Source organism: Burkholderia sp. BCC1047, from assembly GCF_902833155.1.
GTDB classification, from domain to species: Bacteria; Pseudomonadota; Gammaproteobacteria; order Burkholderiales; family Burkholderiaceae; genus Burkholderia; species Burkholderia sola.
The window spans coordinates 27,574-43,747 of record NZ_CADFEH010000043.1 but is presented as its reverse complement, the minus strand read 5'-3'; the positions used below and the strand labels follow the sequence as shown (position 1 = coordinate 43,747).

Sequence of the window (16,174 nt, the reverse complement as noted above, 5' to 3'; positions counted from 1 at the left end):
GGTTCGGCGGCACCCGGCACGCATGCGCTAGATCCGCAGCAGCCGGCCCGCATTGCCGCCGAGCACCAGCGCGCGCTGGTCGTCGGGCAGGTCCAGCCGGTCGAGAAAACGCACCGGTTGCGCGTAGCCCATGTCGAAGCAATAGTCGCTGCCGAGCACCAGCCGGTCGATGCCGACGTTCTCGATCAGAAAGTTCAGCACCGGCCCCGAGTGGGACACCGTGTCGTAGCTGAAGCGCCGCAGATAGCTGCTCGGCTGTTGCGCGAGCCGGCGCGTTTCCGGCCGGACGGTCCACCCGGCGTCGAGCCGGCCGACGAGGACCGGCAGCGCGCCGCCCGCATGCGGCAGCGTGACGTGCAGCGCCGGATGGCGGTCGAGCACGCCGCCGAGTATCAGGTGCGAAGCGGCGATTGCCGTATCGAACGGATTGCCGAGCAGGTTGCTCAGGTAGAAATCGCCGAGGCGCGCGCCGCCGACGGTTTGCTGCGGGTGCAGGAACACCGGCAGCCCGAGTTGCTCGATGCGCGCGAACACCGGCGCGAACCGCGGATCGTCGAGGTCGCGGTTGTCGATGTTCGTGCCCATGTACACGCCGCGCACGCCGGGCAGCGCCGACGCGCGCTCGAGCTCGTCGATCGCATCGGTGGCGTCGAGCATCGGCAGCGTCGCGAGGACGACGAAGCGCGCCGGATGCCGCTGGTGCACGCGCGACGCGGCCGTATTCCATGTGCGCGCCAGTTTCGCGTTGAACGGCCGGTCGCCCCAGTACGCCATCGGCACGCTCAGCGACAGCGCCTGCACGTCGACGCCCGACGCGTCCATGTCCTCGAGCCGCGCGTCGACGTAGATGAATTTCATCGGCAGCGGCCCGAGGCCGCCGGCCGGCGTGCGGAACGTGAACGTCGTGTCGTCGCACGCGAATGCGCCGCCGAACCGCTTGCCTTCGCCGCCGACGAGGTCGCAGAAGCTTTCCGGGTAATAGTGCGCGTGGATGTCGATCGCGCGTGGACGCCGGGCCGGCAGCGCGGCTGCAGCGGCCGAGGCGGGCGCCGGTTGCGCCGCCGCGGCCGGGCGTCCGGCAAGGGCCGCGACGGCAAGCGCGGCGAATGTGCCGAGCATGCGGCGCCGGCCGGTGGGCAGGCAGCAGGGGCAGGTCATCGGATCGTCTCCAGGTCGTGATTGTCGTGTTGTGGCGTGCCGTGGCGCGGCAGGGCGCCGAGTTCGCATGCGACGAGCTGCGCGTCGAACCGCGCGCGTTCGCGTCGCGCGCGGGCCGAGCCGTCGGTGGCCGACACCGCGACGATCGCGACGAACGCGGCGGCCATCGAGAACAGCGCCGGATATTCGTACGGGTAGGGCGCGTGCGCGTGGCCGAGCACCTGTACCCAGACGGTCGGGCTCAGCACGGTGAGCGTGACCGCCGTGACGAGCCCGATCGTGCCGCCGACCACCGCGCCGCGCGTCGTCAGGCCGCGCCAGTAGATCGAGAGCAGCAGCACCGGGAAATTCGAGCTGGCGGCGATCGAGAACGTGAGGCTGACGATGAACGCGATGTTCTGCTTCTCGAATGCGATGCCCAGCACGATCGCGAGCACGCCGAGCACCAGCGTCGTCGCGCGTGCGACGCGCATTTCTTCGCGGTCGGTCGCCTGGCCGCGGCGCAGCACGTTCGCATAGAGGTCGTGCGAGATCGCCGACGAGCCGGCGAGCGTCAGCCCCGCGACCACGGCGAGAATCGTCGAGAACGCGACCGCGCAGATGAAGCCGAGGAAAAAGTTGCCGCCGATCGCATGCGCGAGATGGATCGCCACCATGTTCGCGCCGCCGGCCACCGCGCCGGACGCATCGTGATACCGCGGGTCCGCCGCGACGAGCGCGATCGTGCCGAAGCCGATCACGATGATCAATGCATAGCCGGCGCCGACGATGCCGGTTGCATGGAGGATGCTCTTGCGCGCCGCGCCGACGTCGCCGACCGTGAAGAAGCGCATCAGGATGTGCGGCAGGCCGGCCGTCCCGAAGATCAGCGCGAGCCCGAGCGACACCGCGGACACCGGGTCGGACACGAGGCCGCCCGGCCGCATGATGGCCGCGTGCTTCGGATGGACGCGCAGCGCCTGCGCGAACAGCGCGTCGAGGCTGAAGCCGAAGCGGCTCAGCACCATGAACGCCATGAATGCCGCGCCGGCGAGCAGCAGGACGGCCTTGACGATCTGGATCCACGTGGTGGCGAGCATGCCGCCGAAGAACACGTAGACGACCATCAGCACGCCGACGATCACCACCGCGGCCGTGTAGTCGAGCCCGAACAGCAGCTCGACGAGCTTGCCGGCGCCGACCATCTGCGACACGAGATACAGCAGGACGATGACGATCGAGCTCGACGCGGCGAACGCGCGGATCGGCCGTGGCTGCAGCCGGTACGACACGACGTCGGCGAGCGTGTACTTGCCGAGGTTGCGCAACGGCTCCGCGATCAGGAACAGGATGATCGGCCAGCTCGCGAGAAAGCCGACCGAATAGATCAGCCCGTCGTAACCGCTCGTGAACACGAGCGCGGAGATGCCGAGCAGCGATGCGGCCGACATGTAGTCGCCGGCGATCGCCCAGCCGTTCTGCAGCGCGGTGATGCGGCCGCCGGCCGCGTAATGATCGGCGACGCTGCGGTTCTGGCGGGCGGCCCAGCGCGTGATGGCGAGCGTCGACGCGACGAACAGCACGAACATGCCGATGGCGACCGGATTGTGCGGGTGCGCGAGCGGCGCGGAGCCCGCCGCGAACGCCGGCGCCGCGGCTGCGCTCGCCGTTGCGGCGAGGAGGATGACGAAGGTGCGTTTCATTGGCCGCCTCCGTCGCGGATCGACGCGACGAGCGCGTCGTGCACCGCATTCGCACGCCGCACGTACAGCGCGACGAGCGCGAACGTCGCGACGAACATGCCGAAGCCGACCGGGATGCCCCACGTGGTCGGGCGGCCCGGCACGATCGGCCGGCCGAGCCATGCCGGCGAGAACGCCAGCGACAGGATGAACGCGAAGTAAAGCGCGAGCATGACGGCGGTCAGCGACCACGCGAATCGCCGCCTTCGCGTGACGAGATGGCGGAAGCGGGCGTCGCGCAGCAGCGGATGCGTGGCCGCGGCGGGCACGTCCTGATCGGGTGCGGGGCCGGCGGCGGCCGTAATCGAGCGGTTCACGGTGTCTCCTTGTCGGTATTGGATGGGGCGCGATGCGGCGTGCGCAAGACTTCGTCCATGCGCCCGCCGGTGGTCAGAACCGCGGCGGCACGGCCGTTTCGCGCATCACGACTTCCGCGGTGCGGTAGCGTTCGGCCATCTCGCGTTCGGTGTCGTTCTTCAGTTGCGCCTGCATGTATGCGCCGAGATGGCGCGCGTGTTCCACGATCGCGGCGCCGAACGCGGTGCGCGTTTCGCTGTACGCGTGCAGTGCATCCAGCGGATCGGCATGCGCGGCCAGCGCGCCGACCAGCGCAAGCGCATCGCCCGCGGCCTTCGTGACGCCCATCCCGCAGTGCGGCCGCGCGACGAATGCCGCATCGCCGAGCAGCGCGATGCGGCCGAACGCCATGCGCGGCACCTCGAGGTCGTAGATCGGCTGGAACAGCGGCTGTGCGGCGCGCGACACGACTTCCGCGAACTGCGGCGCGAGCAATGCATGCGCGGCGTCTTCCATGTCGGCGAGCACGTCGCGGCGGATCAGCGTTGGCGGAATGCCGGTCGCCCACAGCTTGCCCGTCGCGTCGGTGAGCAGGTTCGGCAGGTCGGTGTCCTCGCGGGTCGCGCGATACCACACGAAGTTGTAGCGGCGCTCGCCGGGCCGCGTGCTGTTGTGCTGGCCGGCGACCGGATAGCCGAGGATCTGCTCGCGCGGCGGCAGGCCGAATGCGAACTTGTCGAACAGCGCCGCGTGCGTGCGCTCCGACAGTTCGCGCTCGTCGACGAGGCCGCGCCACGCGACGTAGCCCGCGTACTGCAGGCGCGCGTCCGGCAGGAATCGTTCGCGGATCGCCGAACGGAAGCCGTCGGCCGCGACGACGAGGTCGGCATGCACGACCGACCCGTCGGCCAGCGTGAGCGTGGCGTGCTCGGGCCCGTCCGCGACGTCGGCGACGACGGCCCCCGCGTGATGGTGCTGGTCGGGCAGCGCGGCGCGCAGGACGTGGTACATCTTGCTCCATGCGGTCAGCGTCTGCGGCAGTTGCCGCTCGGATGCGAGCGAGCCGTCCCGCGCGAGCGTGACGCGCGATTCGACGTTCACGCCGATCGATGCGTCGACGCGCACGCCGGCCGCGCGCAGCACGTCGAACAGCTCCGGATGCGTGACGATGCCGGCGCCGCGGCCGGACAGCGCGTCGGGCACGCGCTCGAACACGTCCACGTCCCAGCCGTTGCGCAGCAACAGGTTCGCGGCGAACAGCCCGCCCAGCGAGCCGCCGACGATGGCGGCCTTGCGATGCGTCGAATGGATGCTCATGTCAGTCTCCACGGGTAGCGGCGGCCGCTGCGGCGCCGCGCATGTCGAGGCCGGCGACTTCGGCGGCCGGGTAGTTCAGTTCGATCGTCACGCCCGACGGATCCTCGATGAAGACCTGATGCAATCCGAGGCTCGGCACGGTGCGGTCGCGCCATGCGATGTGCTCGGCACGCAGCGTGCGCCACATCGCCTCGACGCCGGTCGCGACGAACGCGATGTGGTCGACGGTGCCGGTGCCCGCGGCCGGCACGGGCTTGTCGCCGAGATACGCGGCGAGCCCGTTCGGGTTGGCCGGATCGATGCCGATCAGGTGGACCGTGCCGTAATCGGCTTCGTCGTCACCGAGGTAGAGCCACGCGCCCGGAAAGTCGAACGGCGGGCGGTAGCCGCGTCTGAAGCCGAGCACGCGTTCGTAGAAGCGGCACGATGCTTCGAGATCGGGCGTGCGGATCGAGTAATGCGCGAGTCGAGATACGGGCATGACGAACCTCTTGTTTATCGAAGGATAAGTTATCGTTCGATAAATTGTAGGTCGAAAACGGCGCAGCGCAAAGCCGTGATCGAGCCGTGTTAACCCTTGGCCCGGAATCGGGGGCGAATCGGGGATGAACGGGCGCCGATGGCGCCGCGTGTCACGTTACGACGGAACTTCGCCGGCGACGACTTCGTCCGCGTAGCACCAGATCCAGCGCTCGCCAGGCTCGATCGAGCGGACGAGCCGGTGGCCGGTTTCGTGGAAATGCCGGCTCGCGTGGCGATTCGGCGACGAGTCGCAGCAGCCGACGTGCCCGCAGATCAGGCACATCCGCAAATGCACCCAGCGGCTGCCCGATTTGACGCATTCCTCACAGTAGTCCTTGTCGGTGTCGAACACGCGTGCTTCGTCGAGATGCGTACAGGCGTTGGCCATCTTGCGCTCCGGTGCCGGCGCGGGAGCGACGCTTGCGGCACGGCCGGCGCGAAGCCGCAAGCGGGAGGGGTACGCGGCATTGTGCAGCGTCGCGTCGCGGCCGCACCTTAATTGTCATGAAGCGGCCCGCGCGGCGCACGACGGCGGCGTACAGTCGCGAATGCGTCCGGCGCGGGCACCGGCCGGACCGCATTCGACATCGACATCATCGGGAGGCGCTCATGGATCAACCGCAACACGTGCGGATCGTCGGCCTGCCGCGCAGCAGGGACGCGTATGCGATCCGCGATTTCCTGCAGCGGCGCATGATTGCGTACGACTGGTGCGAGCTGACATCCGACGCCGACTGCGCGCAGGTGCTCGGCATCGCGCCGCTGCACGACATCCGGCTGCCGGTCGTGATCTTTCCGGACGGCTCGCGCCTGTACCAGCCGACGCTGACCGAGATCGCCGCGCGGCTCGGCTGGGTCGCGCGCCCGCGCTTCGTCGAATACGACGTATCGATCTACGGCGCGGGGCCGGCCGGGCTGTCGGCGGCGGTCTACGCGGCGTCCGAAGGGCTGCGCGCGGTCGTGATCGAGCGCGGCGCGATCGGCGGGCAGGCCGGCACGAGTTCGCTGATCGAGAATTACATGGGCTTCCCGGACGGCATCCCGGGCGCGGAGCTCGCCGAACGCGCGCGCGAGCAGGCGGTGAAGTTCGGCGTCGAGCTGCTGACGATGCGTGAAGGCGTGCATGCGACGTTCGTCGACGGCAAGATCCGCGTCGAGCTCGCCGACGGGTCGATCCTGGTCGCGCGCGCGAACATCTGCGCGACCGGCATCGAATATCGCAGCCTTGGGCTGCCGGAGGAGCCGGCGTTTCTCAATGCGGGGCTGTTCTACGGCGCCGGGTCGAGCGAAGCGCCGATGTGCACGGGCGAGCAGGTGTTCATCGTCGGCGGCGGCAATTCGGCCGGCCAGGCCGCGATGAATTTCGCGCGGCATGCGCGCCAGGTGACGATACTCGTGCGCGGGGCATCGCTCGCCGACACGCTGTCGCGCTACCTGATCGACCGGATCGAGCGGACGCCGAACATCGAGGTCCGCTACCGCTCGAGCGTCGCCGCGCTGCACGGCGACGGCTGGCTCGACGCGATCGAGCTTCGCTCGGCCGACGGCACGCGCGAACGGCTGCCGGCCACGCGCCTGTTCGTGTGCATCGGCGGCGCGCCGAATACCGACTGGGCGAAGGACACCGACATCATTCGCAATCCGGACGGTTATCTCGTGACCGGCGGCGACCTGTACGACTGTCCCGCGTTCGAGCGCGTATGGCCGCTCGAGCGGCGGCCGTATCACCTGGAAACCAGCGTGCCGGGATCGTTCGCGGCCGGCGACGTGCGATCGGGATCGGTCAAGCGCGTCGCGTCGGCGGTCGGCGAAGGCGCGATGGCCGTGACCTTCGTGCACCGGTTTCTCGGCGAGGACGCGCATCGGCTCGCGCTCGTGTGACGTGCTCGCCGGCCGTTCGATCCATTCATCGCGCGTCGGCCTGCGTCGCGTCGCGTAACCCGTCCCGGCCGGCGCGCGCCGGCGGCGTCCATCCGCCGCCCAACGCGCGCACGAGGCTCACCGTCGCGACGGCCAGCGCCTGCCGGCTGTGAATCAGCTGGCGCCGCGCATTCAGCGCATCGCGATCGGCGTCGATCACTTCCAGGTAGCTGACGTAACCGTGCGCGTAACGGCTCAGCGACAGCCGCGCCGCGGCGTCCGTCGCGTGTGCCGCATGGTCGTAGCGCACGATCCGCTCCTTTTGCGCGGCGATGTCGTTGAGCGCGTCCTGCACGTCGCGCAACGCAGCGATCGCGGTCGCGCGATAGTTGGCGTCGGCGACGTCCGTGCCGGCCCGCGCGGCGGCCACCGCCGCGTCGCGCTTGCCGCCGTCGAACAGCGTCAGCGCGACGTTCGCGCCGAGACTCCACAGCGAGCTGTTGCGGTCGAGAAACGAGCGCAGGTCGCGGGTGGCGAAACCGCCGTCGGCGGTCAGCGTCAGCGTCGGCAGCCACGCGGTGCGCGCGATGCCCAGCTCGAGCGACGCCGCGTCGGCGCGCCGGGCCGCCGCGAATACGTCCGGGCGTTGGGCGAGCAACGCGGACGGCAGCCCGGCCGGCACCTCCGGCACCTGCACGGGCACGGCGCCCGTGTCGACGTCGAACGCGGTCGGCGACACGCCGGTCAGCACCGCGAGGGCGTCGACGAGGTTCTCGCGCAGCCGGCGGCTCTCCGCGAGATCGGCATGTGCGGTATCGAGATCGGCGGACGCGCGCAGCCCGTCGAGATCGCTCGCCGCGCCGGCCCGCACGCGCGCGGCGATCACGTCGAGCGCGGTGCGCCGCAGCCCGATCGCGCGCATGAGCGTCACGAGATCGTCGTCGACGTAGCGCAGCGTCAGGTAGTCGACGGCCACTTCGGTCGCCACCCGCAAACGCATCGCATCGCGGTCGGCCGCCGCCTGCAGCACGTTCTGTTCGCCGACGTCGGCGTCGCCGCGCAAGCGTCCCCATAGATCGACTTCGTAGCTCGCGGCGACCGGAACCGACCAGTTGTGCATCGTGCGCTTCGGCAGCGCGTTGTCGACCGTGCCGGATACGCGCGTGCGGCTGAACGACGGGTCGACGCGCACGGTCGGCGCCAGCGCGGCCTCGCGCACGCCGAGCAGCGCCTGCGCCTGGTCGACGCGCGCGGCCGCCGCGCGGATGTCGAGGTTGTGCGCGAGCGCGGCGTCGACGAGGCGGCCGAGTTGCGGGTCGCCGAACCGCGCGGGCCACGCCGCGAGCGACGGCGCGCGCGCATCGGTCGACGGAGCGGCATGGAGGAACCCGTCGCGCCCGACCGGGACGGGCGCGAGCGGCTGCGGCGCGATCGAGCAGGCGGCCAGCAGGCTCGCGGCGAGTACGGCGAAGGCGCGCTTCATCGCGCTGCGCCGCCGGGTTGCAGCGTGACGACGACCGACAGCCCGGGCCGGATGCGCGGCTCCGTCGCGGCCGGGCCGTCCAGCAGGATCTTCACGGGCACGCGCTGCGTGACCTTCGTGAAGTTGCCGGTCGCGTTGTCGGGCGGCAGCAGCGCGAATTGCGCGCCGGTCGCGGGCGACAGGCTGTCGATGCGGCCGCTGAACGCGCGTTCCGGCAGCGCATCGAAGCGCAGTTGCACGGCGTCGCCGGCGCGTACGTGCCGCAACTGCGTCTCGCGGAAATTGGCGACGATCCACGGATGCGGCTCGACCAGCGTGAGCAGCGCCTGGCCGGGCGCGACATGCTCGCCGGTCTCGACGGTCTTCTTGCCGACGTAGCCGTCCGACGGCGCGACGACCGCCGTGTAGCCGAGCTGCAGCAGTGCGTCGCGCAATTCGGCATCGTTCTGGTTCGACGCGGCGTCGGCGGCCTGGGCGGCGGCGAGGGCGCTGCGCCGTTGCGCGTCGGCCGCCGCGACGCGCGCGCGGGCGGACTTGCGGGCGGCATCGGCCGCATCGAACTCCTGCTTCGACAGGCCGCGCGGCGTCTCGCGGGTCAGTTCGCGGGCCCGCGCGTAATCGAGTTCGGCCTTTTCGGCATCGGCGTGCGCCGACACGAGCGCCGCGTCCGCCTGCTCGATCAGCGCGTGGGCGCGGCTCGCATCGGCATGCGCCTGCGCGACGCGTGCGCGCTGCGCGGCGACGCGCACGTCGAAGTCGCGCCGGTCGATCTGCACGAGCGCGTCGCCCGCGTGCACGAACTGGTTGTCGTCGACGAGCACGCGCTCGACCGTGCCGGACACGCGCGGCGAGATCACGTGCAGGTGGCCGGTCACGTATGCATCATCGGTGCCGCGATCGCGTGCGTCGAACTCGTACGCGAGCAACGCGACGAGCAGCAGCGCGATCGCGGCGATCGCGACGATGGCCGGCTTGCGGGAACGCGCGGGCACGGCAGGCGTCGGCGCGGGGGAGGGTGGGGTCATGATCGGCAAACTCCGTTGTACGGGCAGGATTCGACGCACCGCGTTATGCTTGCGCCAGCTTGACAGGCGGGAGCCGCTCGACGATGAACACGACGTTCGCCACCGGCAGTGCCATGCCGGCGCCGGCCGCAGGGCCGGCCTCCGACATTCCGACGTTTCGGTCGATCGCCGCGATCGCGGCCGTGCTGCTCGGCGCGATCATCGCGACGCTGACATCGCGCATCACGTCGCTCGGGCTCGCCGACGTGCGCGGCGCGCTGGGCGTCGGCTTCGACGAAGGCGCGTGGATCAACACCGCGTTTACCGCATCGCAGATGTTCGTCGGGCCGCTCGCGATCGCGGCGGCCTTCATGTTCGGCACGCGCCGCGTGCTGGTCGCGGGCGCCGTGGTGTTTCTCGGCGCGGAAACGGTGCTGCCGCTCTGCACGCAATTCGGCGCGTTCATCGTGTGCCAGGCGATCGCGGGGCTCGCGTCCGGCGTGTTCGTGCCGCTGACGATCGGCTTCGTCGTGCGCACGCTGCCGCCGCGGCTGATCCCGTTCGGCATCGCCGCGTATGCGATGAATCTGGAGATGTCGCTGAACCTGTCGGCCACGCTCGAAGGCTGGTACAGCGAACACCTGAGCTGGCGCTGGCTGTTCTGGCAGAACGCGGCGCTGACCGTGCCGTTCATCGCGTGCCTGATGCTGTCGCTCGCCGACGAGCCGATCAAGCGCTTCGCGTCCGGCATCGACGCGCGCGGGATGCTGCTCGGCGCGGGCGGGTTCGCGTGCCTGTGCGTCGCACTCGACCAGGGCGAGCGGCTGTTCTGGCTGCAGTCGCCGCTGATCGTCGCGCTGCTGGCCGTCGGCATCCTGATGATCGCCGCGTTCCTGATCCACGAACTCGCATCGCCGCGCGCGGGCATCGATCTCGGCTATCTGGCGCGGCCCAACATCGCGCTGCTGATCGTGCTCGTCGGCCTCGTGCGCTTCACCGTGCTGAACACGAGCTTCATCCCGTCGCTGTTCCTCGCGAGTACGTACGGGCTGCGCCCGCTGCAGATCGGCGATACGCTGCGCTGGATCGCGATCCCGCAGTTGCTGTTCGCGCCGTGCGTCGCGCTGTTGCTGCAGCGTGTCGACCCGCGCCGGCTGATCGTCGCCGGCTTCGCGATGGTGGCGATTGCGTTCGCGCTCGGCTCGCGGCTCACGCCGGTGTGGGCCGAGCCCGATTTCATTCCGTCGCAATTGCTGCAGGCGCTCGGCCAGACGATGGCGCTCACGTCGGTCATCGTTTTCTTCGGCCGGCACGTGACGGCCGAGCATGCGCTGACGTTCGGCGCGGTCGTGCAGACGACGCGCCTGCTGAGCGGGCAGCTCGGCACGACGTCGATCGCGGTGATTCAGCGGATCAGGGAGGCTACCCATTCGAATCTCGTCGGTCTGCATGTGTCGCTGTCGGATCCGGAAACGCTCGAACGGCTGCGGGCCGGCGCGGCGTCGCTGGTCGCGCATGGCGCCACGTTCGCGACAGGCAACCAGGCGACCTATGCGCTCGTCGATCGCGCGGTGCGCGTGCAGGCCACGACGCTCGCGCTGGCCGACAACTTCCGCGTGGCGATGGCGTTCGCGCTCGCCGGCGCGCTGCTCGGCATCCTGCTGCGCCCGGTGCGGGCGCCGTGAGCGCGGCGCCGCGCGATCTGAAATTTCCTGAAAAGTCCTGAACGGCGTGGGCGCAGCGTCCGTCGCGGCGGCATGAGCGCCGCCGCGACGGACGGCACGCTTACGCCTGCAGGAACGCGAGCAACTCGGCGTTGATGCGATCGGCGTTCACGACGCACATCCCGTGCGCGCCGCCCTCGATCACCTTCAGCACCGCGTGCTTGACGATCTTCGACGACAGCCGGGCCGAATCGTCGATCGGCACGATCTGGTCGTCGTCGCCGTGCAGCACGAGCGTCGGCACGTCGAACTTCTTCAGGTCCTCGGTGTAGTCGACTTCGGAGAACTCCTTCACGCACAGATACTGGCCGTGAATGCCGCCCATCATCCCCTGCGACCAGAACGCGTCGATCGTGCCCTGCGACACCTTCGCGTTCGGGCGATTGAAGCCGAAGAACGGCACCGCGAGATCCTTGTAGAACTGCGAACGGTTCTCCGCGACGTTCTTGCGGATGCCGTCGAATACGTCCATCGGCAGGCCGCCCGGATTGGTCGGCGACTTCACCATCTGCGGCGGCACCGCGCCGATCAGCACGGCCTTCGCCACGCGCTTCGTGCCGTGACGGCCGATATAGCGCGCGACTTCGCCGCCGCCGGTGGAGTGGCCGACGAGCGTGGCTTCGCGCACGTCGAGCGCATCGAGCAGCGCGGCGAGATCGTCCGCGTACGTGTTCATGTCGTTGCCGCGCGACGGCTGGCTGGAGCGGCCGTGGCCGCGGCGGTCGTGCGCGATCACGCGATAGCCGCGCTGCACGAGGAACAGCATCTGCGCATCCCACGCGTCCGCGCACAGCGGCCAGCCGTGCGAGAACACGACCGGGCGGCCGCTACCCCAGTCCTTGAAGTAGATCTGCGTGCCGTCCTTGGTGGTGATCGTGTTCATCGTCTGCGCGCCTGCATGGGCTGAAGAGGGGCTGTGGGACGGCGTGCCGGCGGCGGCCGCCATCGCGGGCAGCGCGGCTGCGGCAACGGCCGTCGCGCCGGCGAGCAGCATGTCGCGGCGGCGGGCCGACGCAACGGCATCGGTTGGTTCGGGATGCATCTGGACTCCTGGGGTATGCGGCGGCGAGGCCGCACGGGATGGTGGATCGGTGACGGCCGGCCGCGGCCATCCCGCCCGGCAGCCGTCCGGCGTGCGCCGCCGCGCGGCGACTGGCGCGCGCGGACGAACGAATGCCGTCGGGAGCGTATCCCGGCGCGGTGCGCGCCGTACTGAAATCCGGCTGAATTTTCTTGAACGCCGCGGCGCCGCGCGCGAATTTGCCGCATTGCAGAAAAATTAAGCGCGGGACCGGGACTCTTCAGCGCGCGGCGGCTATCGTCAACATCGGGTCACCGCCACACGTTGCGCGCCACGCGAACGGGCCGGCAGGGCCCGCGCCGCCCGTCACCTGCCTGGATATGCCGCCATGGACGCCTTCAATCGCTGGGAGCACATGATCACGTCGCTCGGACCGCTGCCCGTCGCGGGCGTCCGGATGCTGCCGATGCCGCGCACGCGGGAGACGGACGGCTCGCGTCGCCCGCATCGGGACGATGCGCCGGTGCCGTCGAGCGGCGACGTGCGCCGCCGCAGCGCGATCGTCGCCGTCGAGCGGCAGACCGATTCGTCGATGCTGGTGTCGTGGAGCGATCCGACCCGCTGCCGCTACGACGAACAACGCTGGATCTGCGCGAAGGCGCGCAGGCTGGCACGCTGCGCGCTCACCGGGCAGCCGATCCGGATCGGCGACGCGATCTACAAACCCCAGTGGCGCGGCGAGAAACGCCCCGCGAACTGCCGTGAGATGGTCCTCGCGACGGCGCTCGAGCAGTTCGTCGCCCGGCAGTCCCGGGCATGACGCGCCGCGCCGCACGCTTCGGCCGCGTCCGCGGCTTCCCTACCCGCAAGGAACCCTCATGAGCACGTTCACCACCCGCGACGGCGTGTCGATTCACTACAAGGACTGGGGCAGCGGCCGCCCGGTCGTGTTCATTCACGGCTGGCCGCTGAACGCCGACATGTGGGACGCGCAGATGCATCATCTCGCGTCGCACGGCCTGCGCTGCATCGCGTACGACCGGCGCGGCTTCGGGCGGTCCGGGCAGCCGTGGAGCGGATACGACTACGACACGCTGGCCGACGATCTCGCGACGTTGCTCGACACGCTCGACCTGCAGGACGTGACGCTCGTCGGCTTTTCGATGGGCGGTGGGGAGGTGGCGCGCTACATCGGCCGGCACGGCACGCGCCGTATCGCGAAGGCGGTGCTGATCGGCTCGGTGACGCCGCTCGTCGCGCGCCGCGACGATCATCCGGAAGGCGTGGACGTCGCGGTATTCGACGGCATCCGCGCGGGCATCGTGGCCGATCGCGCGGCGTTTTTCGACGGCTTCTGGCCGCTCTTTACCGGCTCGAACCGCGGCGGCTCGACGGTGTCGCGCGCGGCGCTGGGGTGGACGTCGGTCATGGCGCTGCAGGGCGGGTTGAAGGGCACGCTCGATTGCGTCCGCGCGTTTTCCGAAACCGATTTCCGCGCCGACCTGCAACGGTTCGACGTGCCGACGCTCGTGATTCACGGCGACGACGACCAGACGGCGCCGCTCGCGCTGACCGGCGCCGCCACCGCGAAGCGCGTCCCGCATGCGACGCTGAGCGTCTACGAAGGCGGCCCGCACGCGCTCTACCTGACGCACGCGGCCAGGCTGAACGACGAACTGCTGGCGTTCGCGCAGGCCTGAGCCCGCGCCGCAGGCTGGCCCGGCCTGCGGCGAATCGCGCGCAAACGCGGGCAAACGAGCCGACGGATATTCGGCGGCCGCAATAGAGGCGTCTGAAATAAACCGGCCGGTCAATCAAAACGAAAATGCGCCGCATTGCGCCGATCGAAAATCGTTTCGTCTGATATAACGAAATCGCATTCATCGGCGCATCCACGATTTGCACATGAAACGTGCGCGGCCCTGCCGCCTTTCGGTGCGAGCGCGAAAAGCAGCGTTTCGCGACGGCATTGTTCGTCATTTCAAAAAATTCGTGTCGTTCATTCTGATAATTTGAATCATTCGACCATGCAAATACCGTAGCATTGATGCCGAACCGGCCCCCGATTTCAGTGGGGCGCCGTTGAATGTCACCCTCAAGAAATTCTCATGATCCGGATTGGAACACTTCACGTTTTTCTCGACAGACGTGAAATTCGTTCGAACGGCAAGCTGCTGCGCATCGGCAGCCGCGCATTCGAAATTCTCGAGCTGTTGATTCGGGCGGACGGTGCGCTGGTATCGAAAGACGACATCATGCAGCGCGTATGGCCGCACACCGTCGTCGAGGAAAACAACCTGCAGGTGCACATCGCTTCGCTGCGCAAGGCGCTGGCCGGCGACCGGAACCTGATCGTGACGGTGCCCGGCCGCGGCTACCGTTTGGTCGTCGGGCAGGACGACGGCGACGCGCCCGTGCGTCCCGCGATGGGGCGGCCGTCCGCTGCGCCGAGCGCGTTGTTCGGCCGCGAACAGACGGTCGCCGACGTGCTGGCCGCGCTGCAGGGTGCGCGCGTCGTGACGCTGGTCGGCGCGGGCGGCATCGGCAAGACGCGGGTCGCGATCGAAGCGGCGGCGCGCGCCGCCGCACGTTTTCCGGAAGGCACCGTATTCGTTTCGCTCGCCACCGTCGCGTGTCCCCGCTTCGTGCCCGATGCGCTCGCCGGCGCGTTCGGCATCACGCAGCCGATCGGCTCGCTGACGCTCGAAGCGGTGCTCGCCAGCGTCGCGCGTCGGCGGATGCTGCTCGTGCTCGACAATTGCGAGCACTTGCTCGACGCCGCCGCGCAGATCGCGAGCGCGCTCACCGATGCGGACGACGGGCTGTGCGTGCTCGCGACGAGCCGGGAATCGCTGCGCATCCACGGCGAGCGCGTGTGCCCGGTGCCGCCGCTCGACGTGCCCGACGAAGGGGCCGGCGATCGCGAGGCGATGAGCGCGAGCGCGGTGCAGTTGTTCGCGGCGCGTGCGCGCGCGGCCGATCCGCGTTTTCCGCTCGATGCGCGCAGCCTGTCGTTGATGGCGTCGGTCTGCCGCCGCCTCGACGGCCTGCCGCTCGCAATCGAGCTGGCCGCGGCCCGCGCCGCCGTGCTGGGCATCGACGTGCTGGCCGCGCATCTCGACGATCACTTTCGGCTGCTGACGGGCGGTTTTCGCACCGCGTTGCCGCGCCATCAGACGCTGCAGGCGATGTACGACTGGAGCTACCGGCTGCTCGGGGACGCCGAGCGCCTGCTGCTGCGATGGCTCGGCGTGTTTCGCGACGGCTTCTCGATCGAGGCCGTGCGCGAGGTCGTCGGCGCCAACGGGCTGGCCGGCGCCGACCTGCTCGATACGATCGCCGGCCTCGTGTCGAAGTCGCTGCTGATCCTCGAGACCGCGCACGGCGCACCGCGCTACCGGCTGCTGACGACCACGCGCGCCTACGCGCAACAGCAGCTCGACAGTCACGGCGAAGGGGCGGCTGCCGCGCGCGCGCATGCGACCTACTTCCTCGCGTTGTTCCGGCGCGCGGCCCACGGTGGCGACGAGCCGCGCGGCGAGGCCGGCAGCACGACCCGGCTCGATGCGGTGCGGCGCGAGCTCGGCAATCTGCGGGCCGCGCTCGACTGGGCGTTTTCGGCGCAGGGCGACGCGGCGCTCGGCATCGCGCTCGCGGCCGTCGCGGTGCCTTGCCTGTTCGATCTGTCGCTCGTCGACGAATGCCGCGAGCGGGCGCGCGTCGCGCTCGATGCGATGCGCGACGCAGGCGCGGCTCCCGTGTCCGACGATGCGCGCGTGCGGTTGCTGGCCGCGTATGCAGCCGCGCTCGCGCATACCGCAGGGTCGACACAGGTCGTGCACGATGCGTGGTCGGAAGTGCATGCGCTCGGACTCGATGCGGCCGAGGCCGAGCTGCCGACGCGCGAGTCGTGACGCCGGGTCGTCACGCGTCTCCGGTGCTTCAGAACGATTCAGCCAGGTTACAGGACGGCGGCAGGCTGCGCGCGTAGATTGCATGAACGGAGGGCGCCGGCACCTCGTCGGCACGCGTGCGCGCCGACCCCGCGCGCTCGCCGACATCGCGCG

14 protein-coding genes are annotated in these 16,174 nt (G+C 70.0%); 5 read left to right on the top strand and 9 right to left on the bottom strand.

What is annotated here, in order from left to right; all coding sequences use genetic code 11:
* Positions 1–27: 27 nt before the first annotated feature.
* From HWX55_RS31510 to HWX55_RS31485, 6 genes are all read right to left on the bottom strand, one after another.
* The gene (locus HWX55_RS31510; RefSeq protein WP_175978557.1) at positions 28–1,158 is read right to left on the bottom strand and encodes an amidohydrolase family protein; all 1,131 of its coding nucleotides are present in this window, start codon (positions 1,156–1,158) and stop codon (positions 28–30) included.
* The gene (actP, locus tag HWX55_RS31505) at positions 1,155–2,840 is read right to left on the bottom strand and encodes a cation/acetate symporter ActP (protein ID WP_175978556.1); all 1,686 of its coding nucleotides are present in this window, start codon (positions 2,838–2,840) and stop codon (positions 1,155–1,157) included. Before actP ends, HWX55_RS31510 begins: the two co-directional genes overlap by 4 nt.
* Positions 2,837–3,196, bottom strand: coding sequence for a DUF485 domain-containing protein (locus tag HWX55_RS31500; RefSeq protein WP_175978555.1), 360 nt, complete (start codon positions 3,194–3,196; stop codon positions 2,837–2,839). The genes actP and HWX55_RS31500 overlap by 4 nt, the downstream gene beginning before the upstream one ends.
* 73 nt (positions 3,197–3,269) lie before the next feature.
* A complete protein-coding gene (locus HWX55_RS31495) occupies positions 3,270–4,493 on the bottom strand; it encodes an FAD binding domain-containing protein (RefSeq protein WP_175978554.1) in 1,224 nt (407 codons plus the stop codon).
* 1 nt (position 4,494) lies between these two features.
* Positions 4,495–4,974, bottom strand: a complete 480-nt coding sequence (locus tag HWX55_RS31490) for a VOC family protein (RefSeq protein ID WP_175978553.1) — start codon at positions 4,972–4,974, stop codon at positions 4,495–4,497.
* 156 nt (positions 4,975–5,130) lie between these two features.
* The gene (locus HWX55_RS31485; RefSeq protein WP_175978552.1) at positions 5,131–5,403 is read right to left on the bottom strand and encodes a UBP-type zinc finger domain-containing protein; all 273 of its coding nucleotides are present in this window, start codon (positions 5,401–5,403) and stop codon (positions 5,131–5,133) included.
* A 221-nt stretch (positions 5,404–5,624) separates the two neighbouring features.
* Between HWX55_RS31485 and HWX55_RS31480 the strand changes: the two genes are divergently transcribed.
* On the top strand, positions 5,625–6,896 hold the full coding sequence (locus HWX55_RS31480; RefSeq protein ID WP_175978551.1) for an NAD(P)/FAD-dependent oxidoreductase: 1,272 nt from the start codon (positions 5,625–5,627) through the stop codon (positions 6,894–6,896).
* A gap of 25 nt (positions 6,897–6,921) precedes the next feature.
* Here the strand turns inward: HWX55_RS31480 and HWX55_RS31475 are convergent, their stop codons facing one another.
* Entirely contained in the window at positions 6,922–8,358 is a 1,437-nt protein-coding gene (locus HWX55_RS31475) for an efflux transporter outer membrane subunit (RefSeq protein WP_175978550.1), read from the bottom strand.
* The gene (locus tag HWX55_RS31470) at positions 8,355–9,383 is read right to left on the bottom strand and encodes an HlyD family secretion protein (protein WP_175978549.1); all 1,029 of its coding nucleotides are present in this window, start codon (positions 9,381–9,383) and stop codon (positions 8,355–8,357) included. The genes HWX55_RS31475 and HWX55_RS31470 overlap by 4 nt, the downstream gene beginning before the upstream one ends.
* Positions 9,384–9,466: 83 nt before the next feature.
* On the opposite strand from HWX55_RS31470, the gene HWX55_RS31465 reads away from it, so the two are divergent.
* On the top strand, positions 9,467–11,047 hold the full coding sequence (locus HWX55_RS31465) for an MFS transporter (protein WP_175978548.1): 1,581 nt from the start codon (positions 9,467–9,469) through the stop codon (positions 11,045–11,047).
* Between the two features lie 100 nt (positions 11,048–11,147).
* Here the strand turns inward: HWX55_RS31465 and HWX55_RS31460 are convergent, their stop codons facing one another.
* Complete coding sequence (locus HWX55_RS31460) at positions 11,148–11,969, bottom strand: alpha/beta hydrolase (protein WP_175978571.1); 822 nt, start codon at positions 11,967–11,969, stop codon at positions 11,148–11,150.
* Between the two features lie 526 nt (positions 11,970–12,495).
* On the opposite strand from HWX55_RS31460, the gene HWX55_RS31455 reads away from it, so the two are divergent.
* The 3 genes from HWX55_RS31455 (at position 12,496) to HWX55_RS31445 (ending at position 16,021) form a co-directional block, all read left to right on the top strand.
* The gene (locus tag HWX55_RS31455; RefSeq protein WP_175978547.1) at positions 12,496–12,927 is read left to right on the top strand and encodes a DUF3331 domain-containing protein; all 432 of its coding nucleotides are present in this window, start codon (positions 12,496–12,498) and stop codon (positions 12,925–12,927) included.
* Positions 12,928–12,985: 58 nt separating this feature from the next.
* Positions 12,986–13,807 (top strand): alpha/beta hydrolase, encoded by an 822-nt coding sequence (locus HWX55_RS31450; protein ID WP_175978546.1) that lies wholly within the window; start codon positions 12,986–12,988, stop codon positions 13,805–13,807.
* A 408-nt stretch (positions 13,808–14,215) separates the two neighbouring features.
* Entirely contained in the window at positions 14,216–16,021 is a 1,806-nt protein-coding gene (locus HWX55_RS31445; RefSeq protein ID WP_175978545.1) for a winged helix-turn-helix domain-containing protein, read from the top strand.
* Positions 16,022–16,174 lie beyond the last annotated feature (153 nt).

Bases quoted from the DNA above. Each gene is read 5' to 3' on its own strand.
- HWX55_RS31510 (WP_175978557.1), bottom strand. From the start codon at position 1,158: ATGACCTGCCCCTGCTGCCTGCCCACCGGCCGGCGCCGCATGCTCGGC.
- actP (WP_175978556.1), bottom strand. From the start codon at position 2,840: ATGAAACGCACCTTCGTCATCCTCCTCGCCGCAACGGCGAGCGCAGCC.
- HWX55_RS31495 (WP_175978554.1), bottom strand. From the start codon at position 4,493: ATGAGCATCCATTCGACGCATCGCAAGGCCGCCATCGTCGGCGGCTCG.
- HWX55_RS31490 (WP_175978553.1), bottom strand. From the start codon at position 4,974: ATGCCCGTATCTCGACTCGCGCATTACTCGATCCGCACGCCCGATCTC.
- HWX55_RS31485 (WP_175978552.1), bottom strand. From the start codon at position 5,403: ATGGCCAACGCCTGTACGCATCTCGACGAAGCACGCGTGTTCGACACC.
- HWX55_RS31480 (WP_175978551.1), top strand. From the start codon at position 5,625: ATGGATCAACCGCAACACGTGCGGATCGTCGGCCTGCCGCGCAGCAGG.
- HWX55_RS31475 (WP_175978550.1), bottom strand. From the start codon at position 8,358: ATGAAGCGCGCCTTCGCCGTACTCGCCGCGAGCCTGCTGGCCGCCTGC.
- HWX55_RS31470 (WP_175978549.1), bottom strand. From the start codon at position 9,383: ATGACCCCACCCTCCCCCGCGCCGACGCCTGCCGTGCCCGCGCGTTCC.
- HWX55_RS31465 (WP_175978548.1), top strand. From the start codon at position 9,467: ATGAACACGACGTTCGCCACCGGCAGTGCCATGCCGGCGCCGGCCGCA.
- HWX55_RS31460 (WP_175978571.1), bottom strand. From the start codon at position 11,969: ATGAACACGATCACCACCAAGGACGGCACGCAGATCTACTTCAAGGAC.
- HWX55_RS31455 (WP_175978547.1), top strand. From the start codon at position 12,496: ATGGACGCCTTCAATCGCTGGGAGCACATGATCACGTCGCTCGGACCG.
- HWX55_RS31450 (WP_175978546.1), top strand. From the start codon at position 12,986: ATGAGCACGTTCACCACCCGCGACGGCGTGTCGATTCACTACAAGGAC.
- HWX55_RS31445 (WP_175978545.1), top strand. From the start codon at position 14,216: ATGATCCGGATTGGAACACTTCACGTTTTTCTCGACAGACGTGAAATT.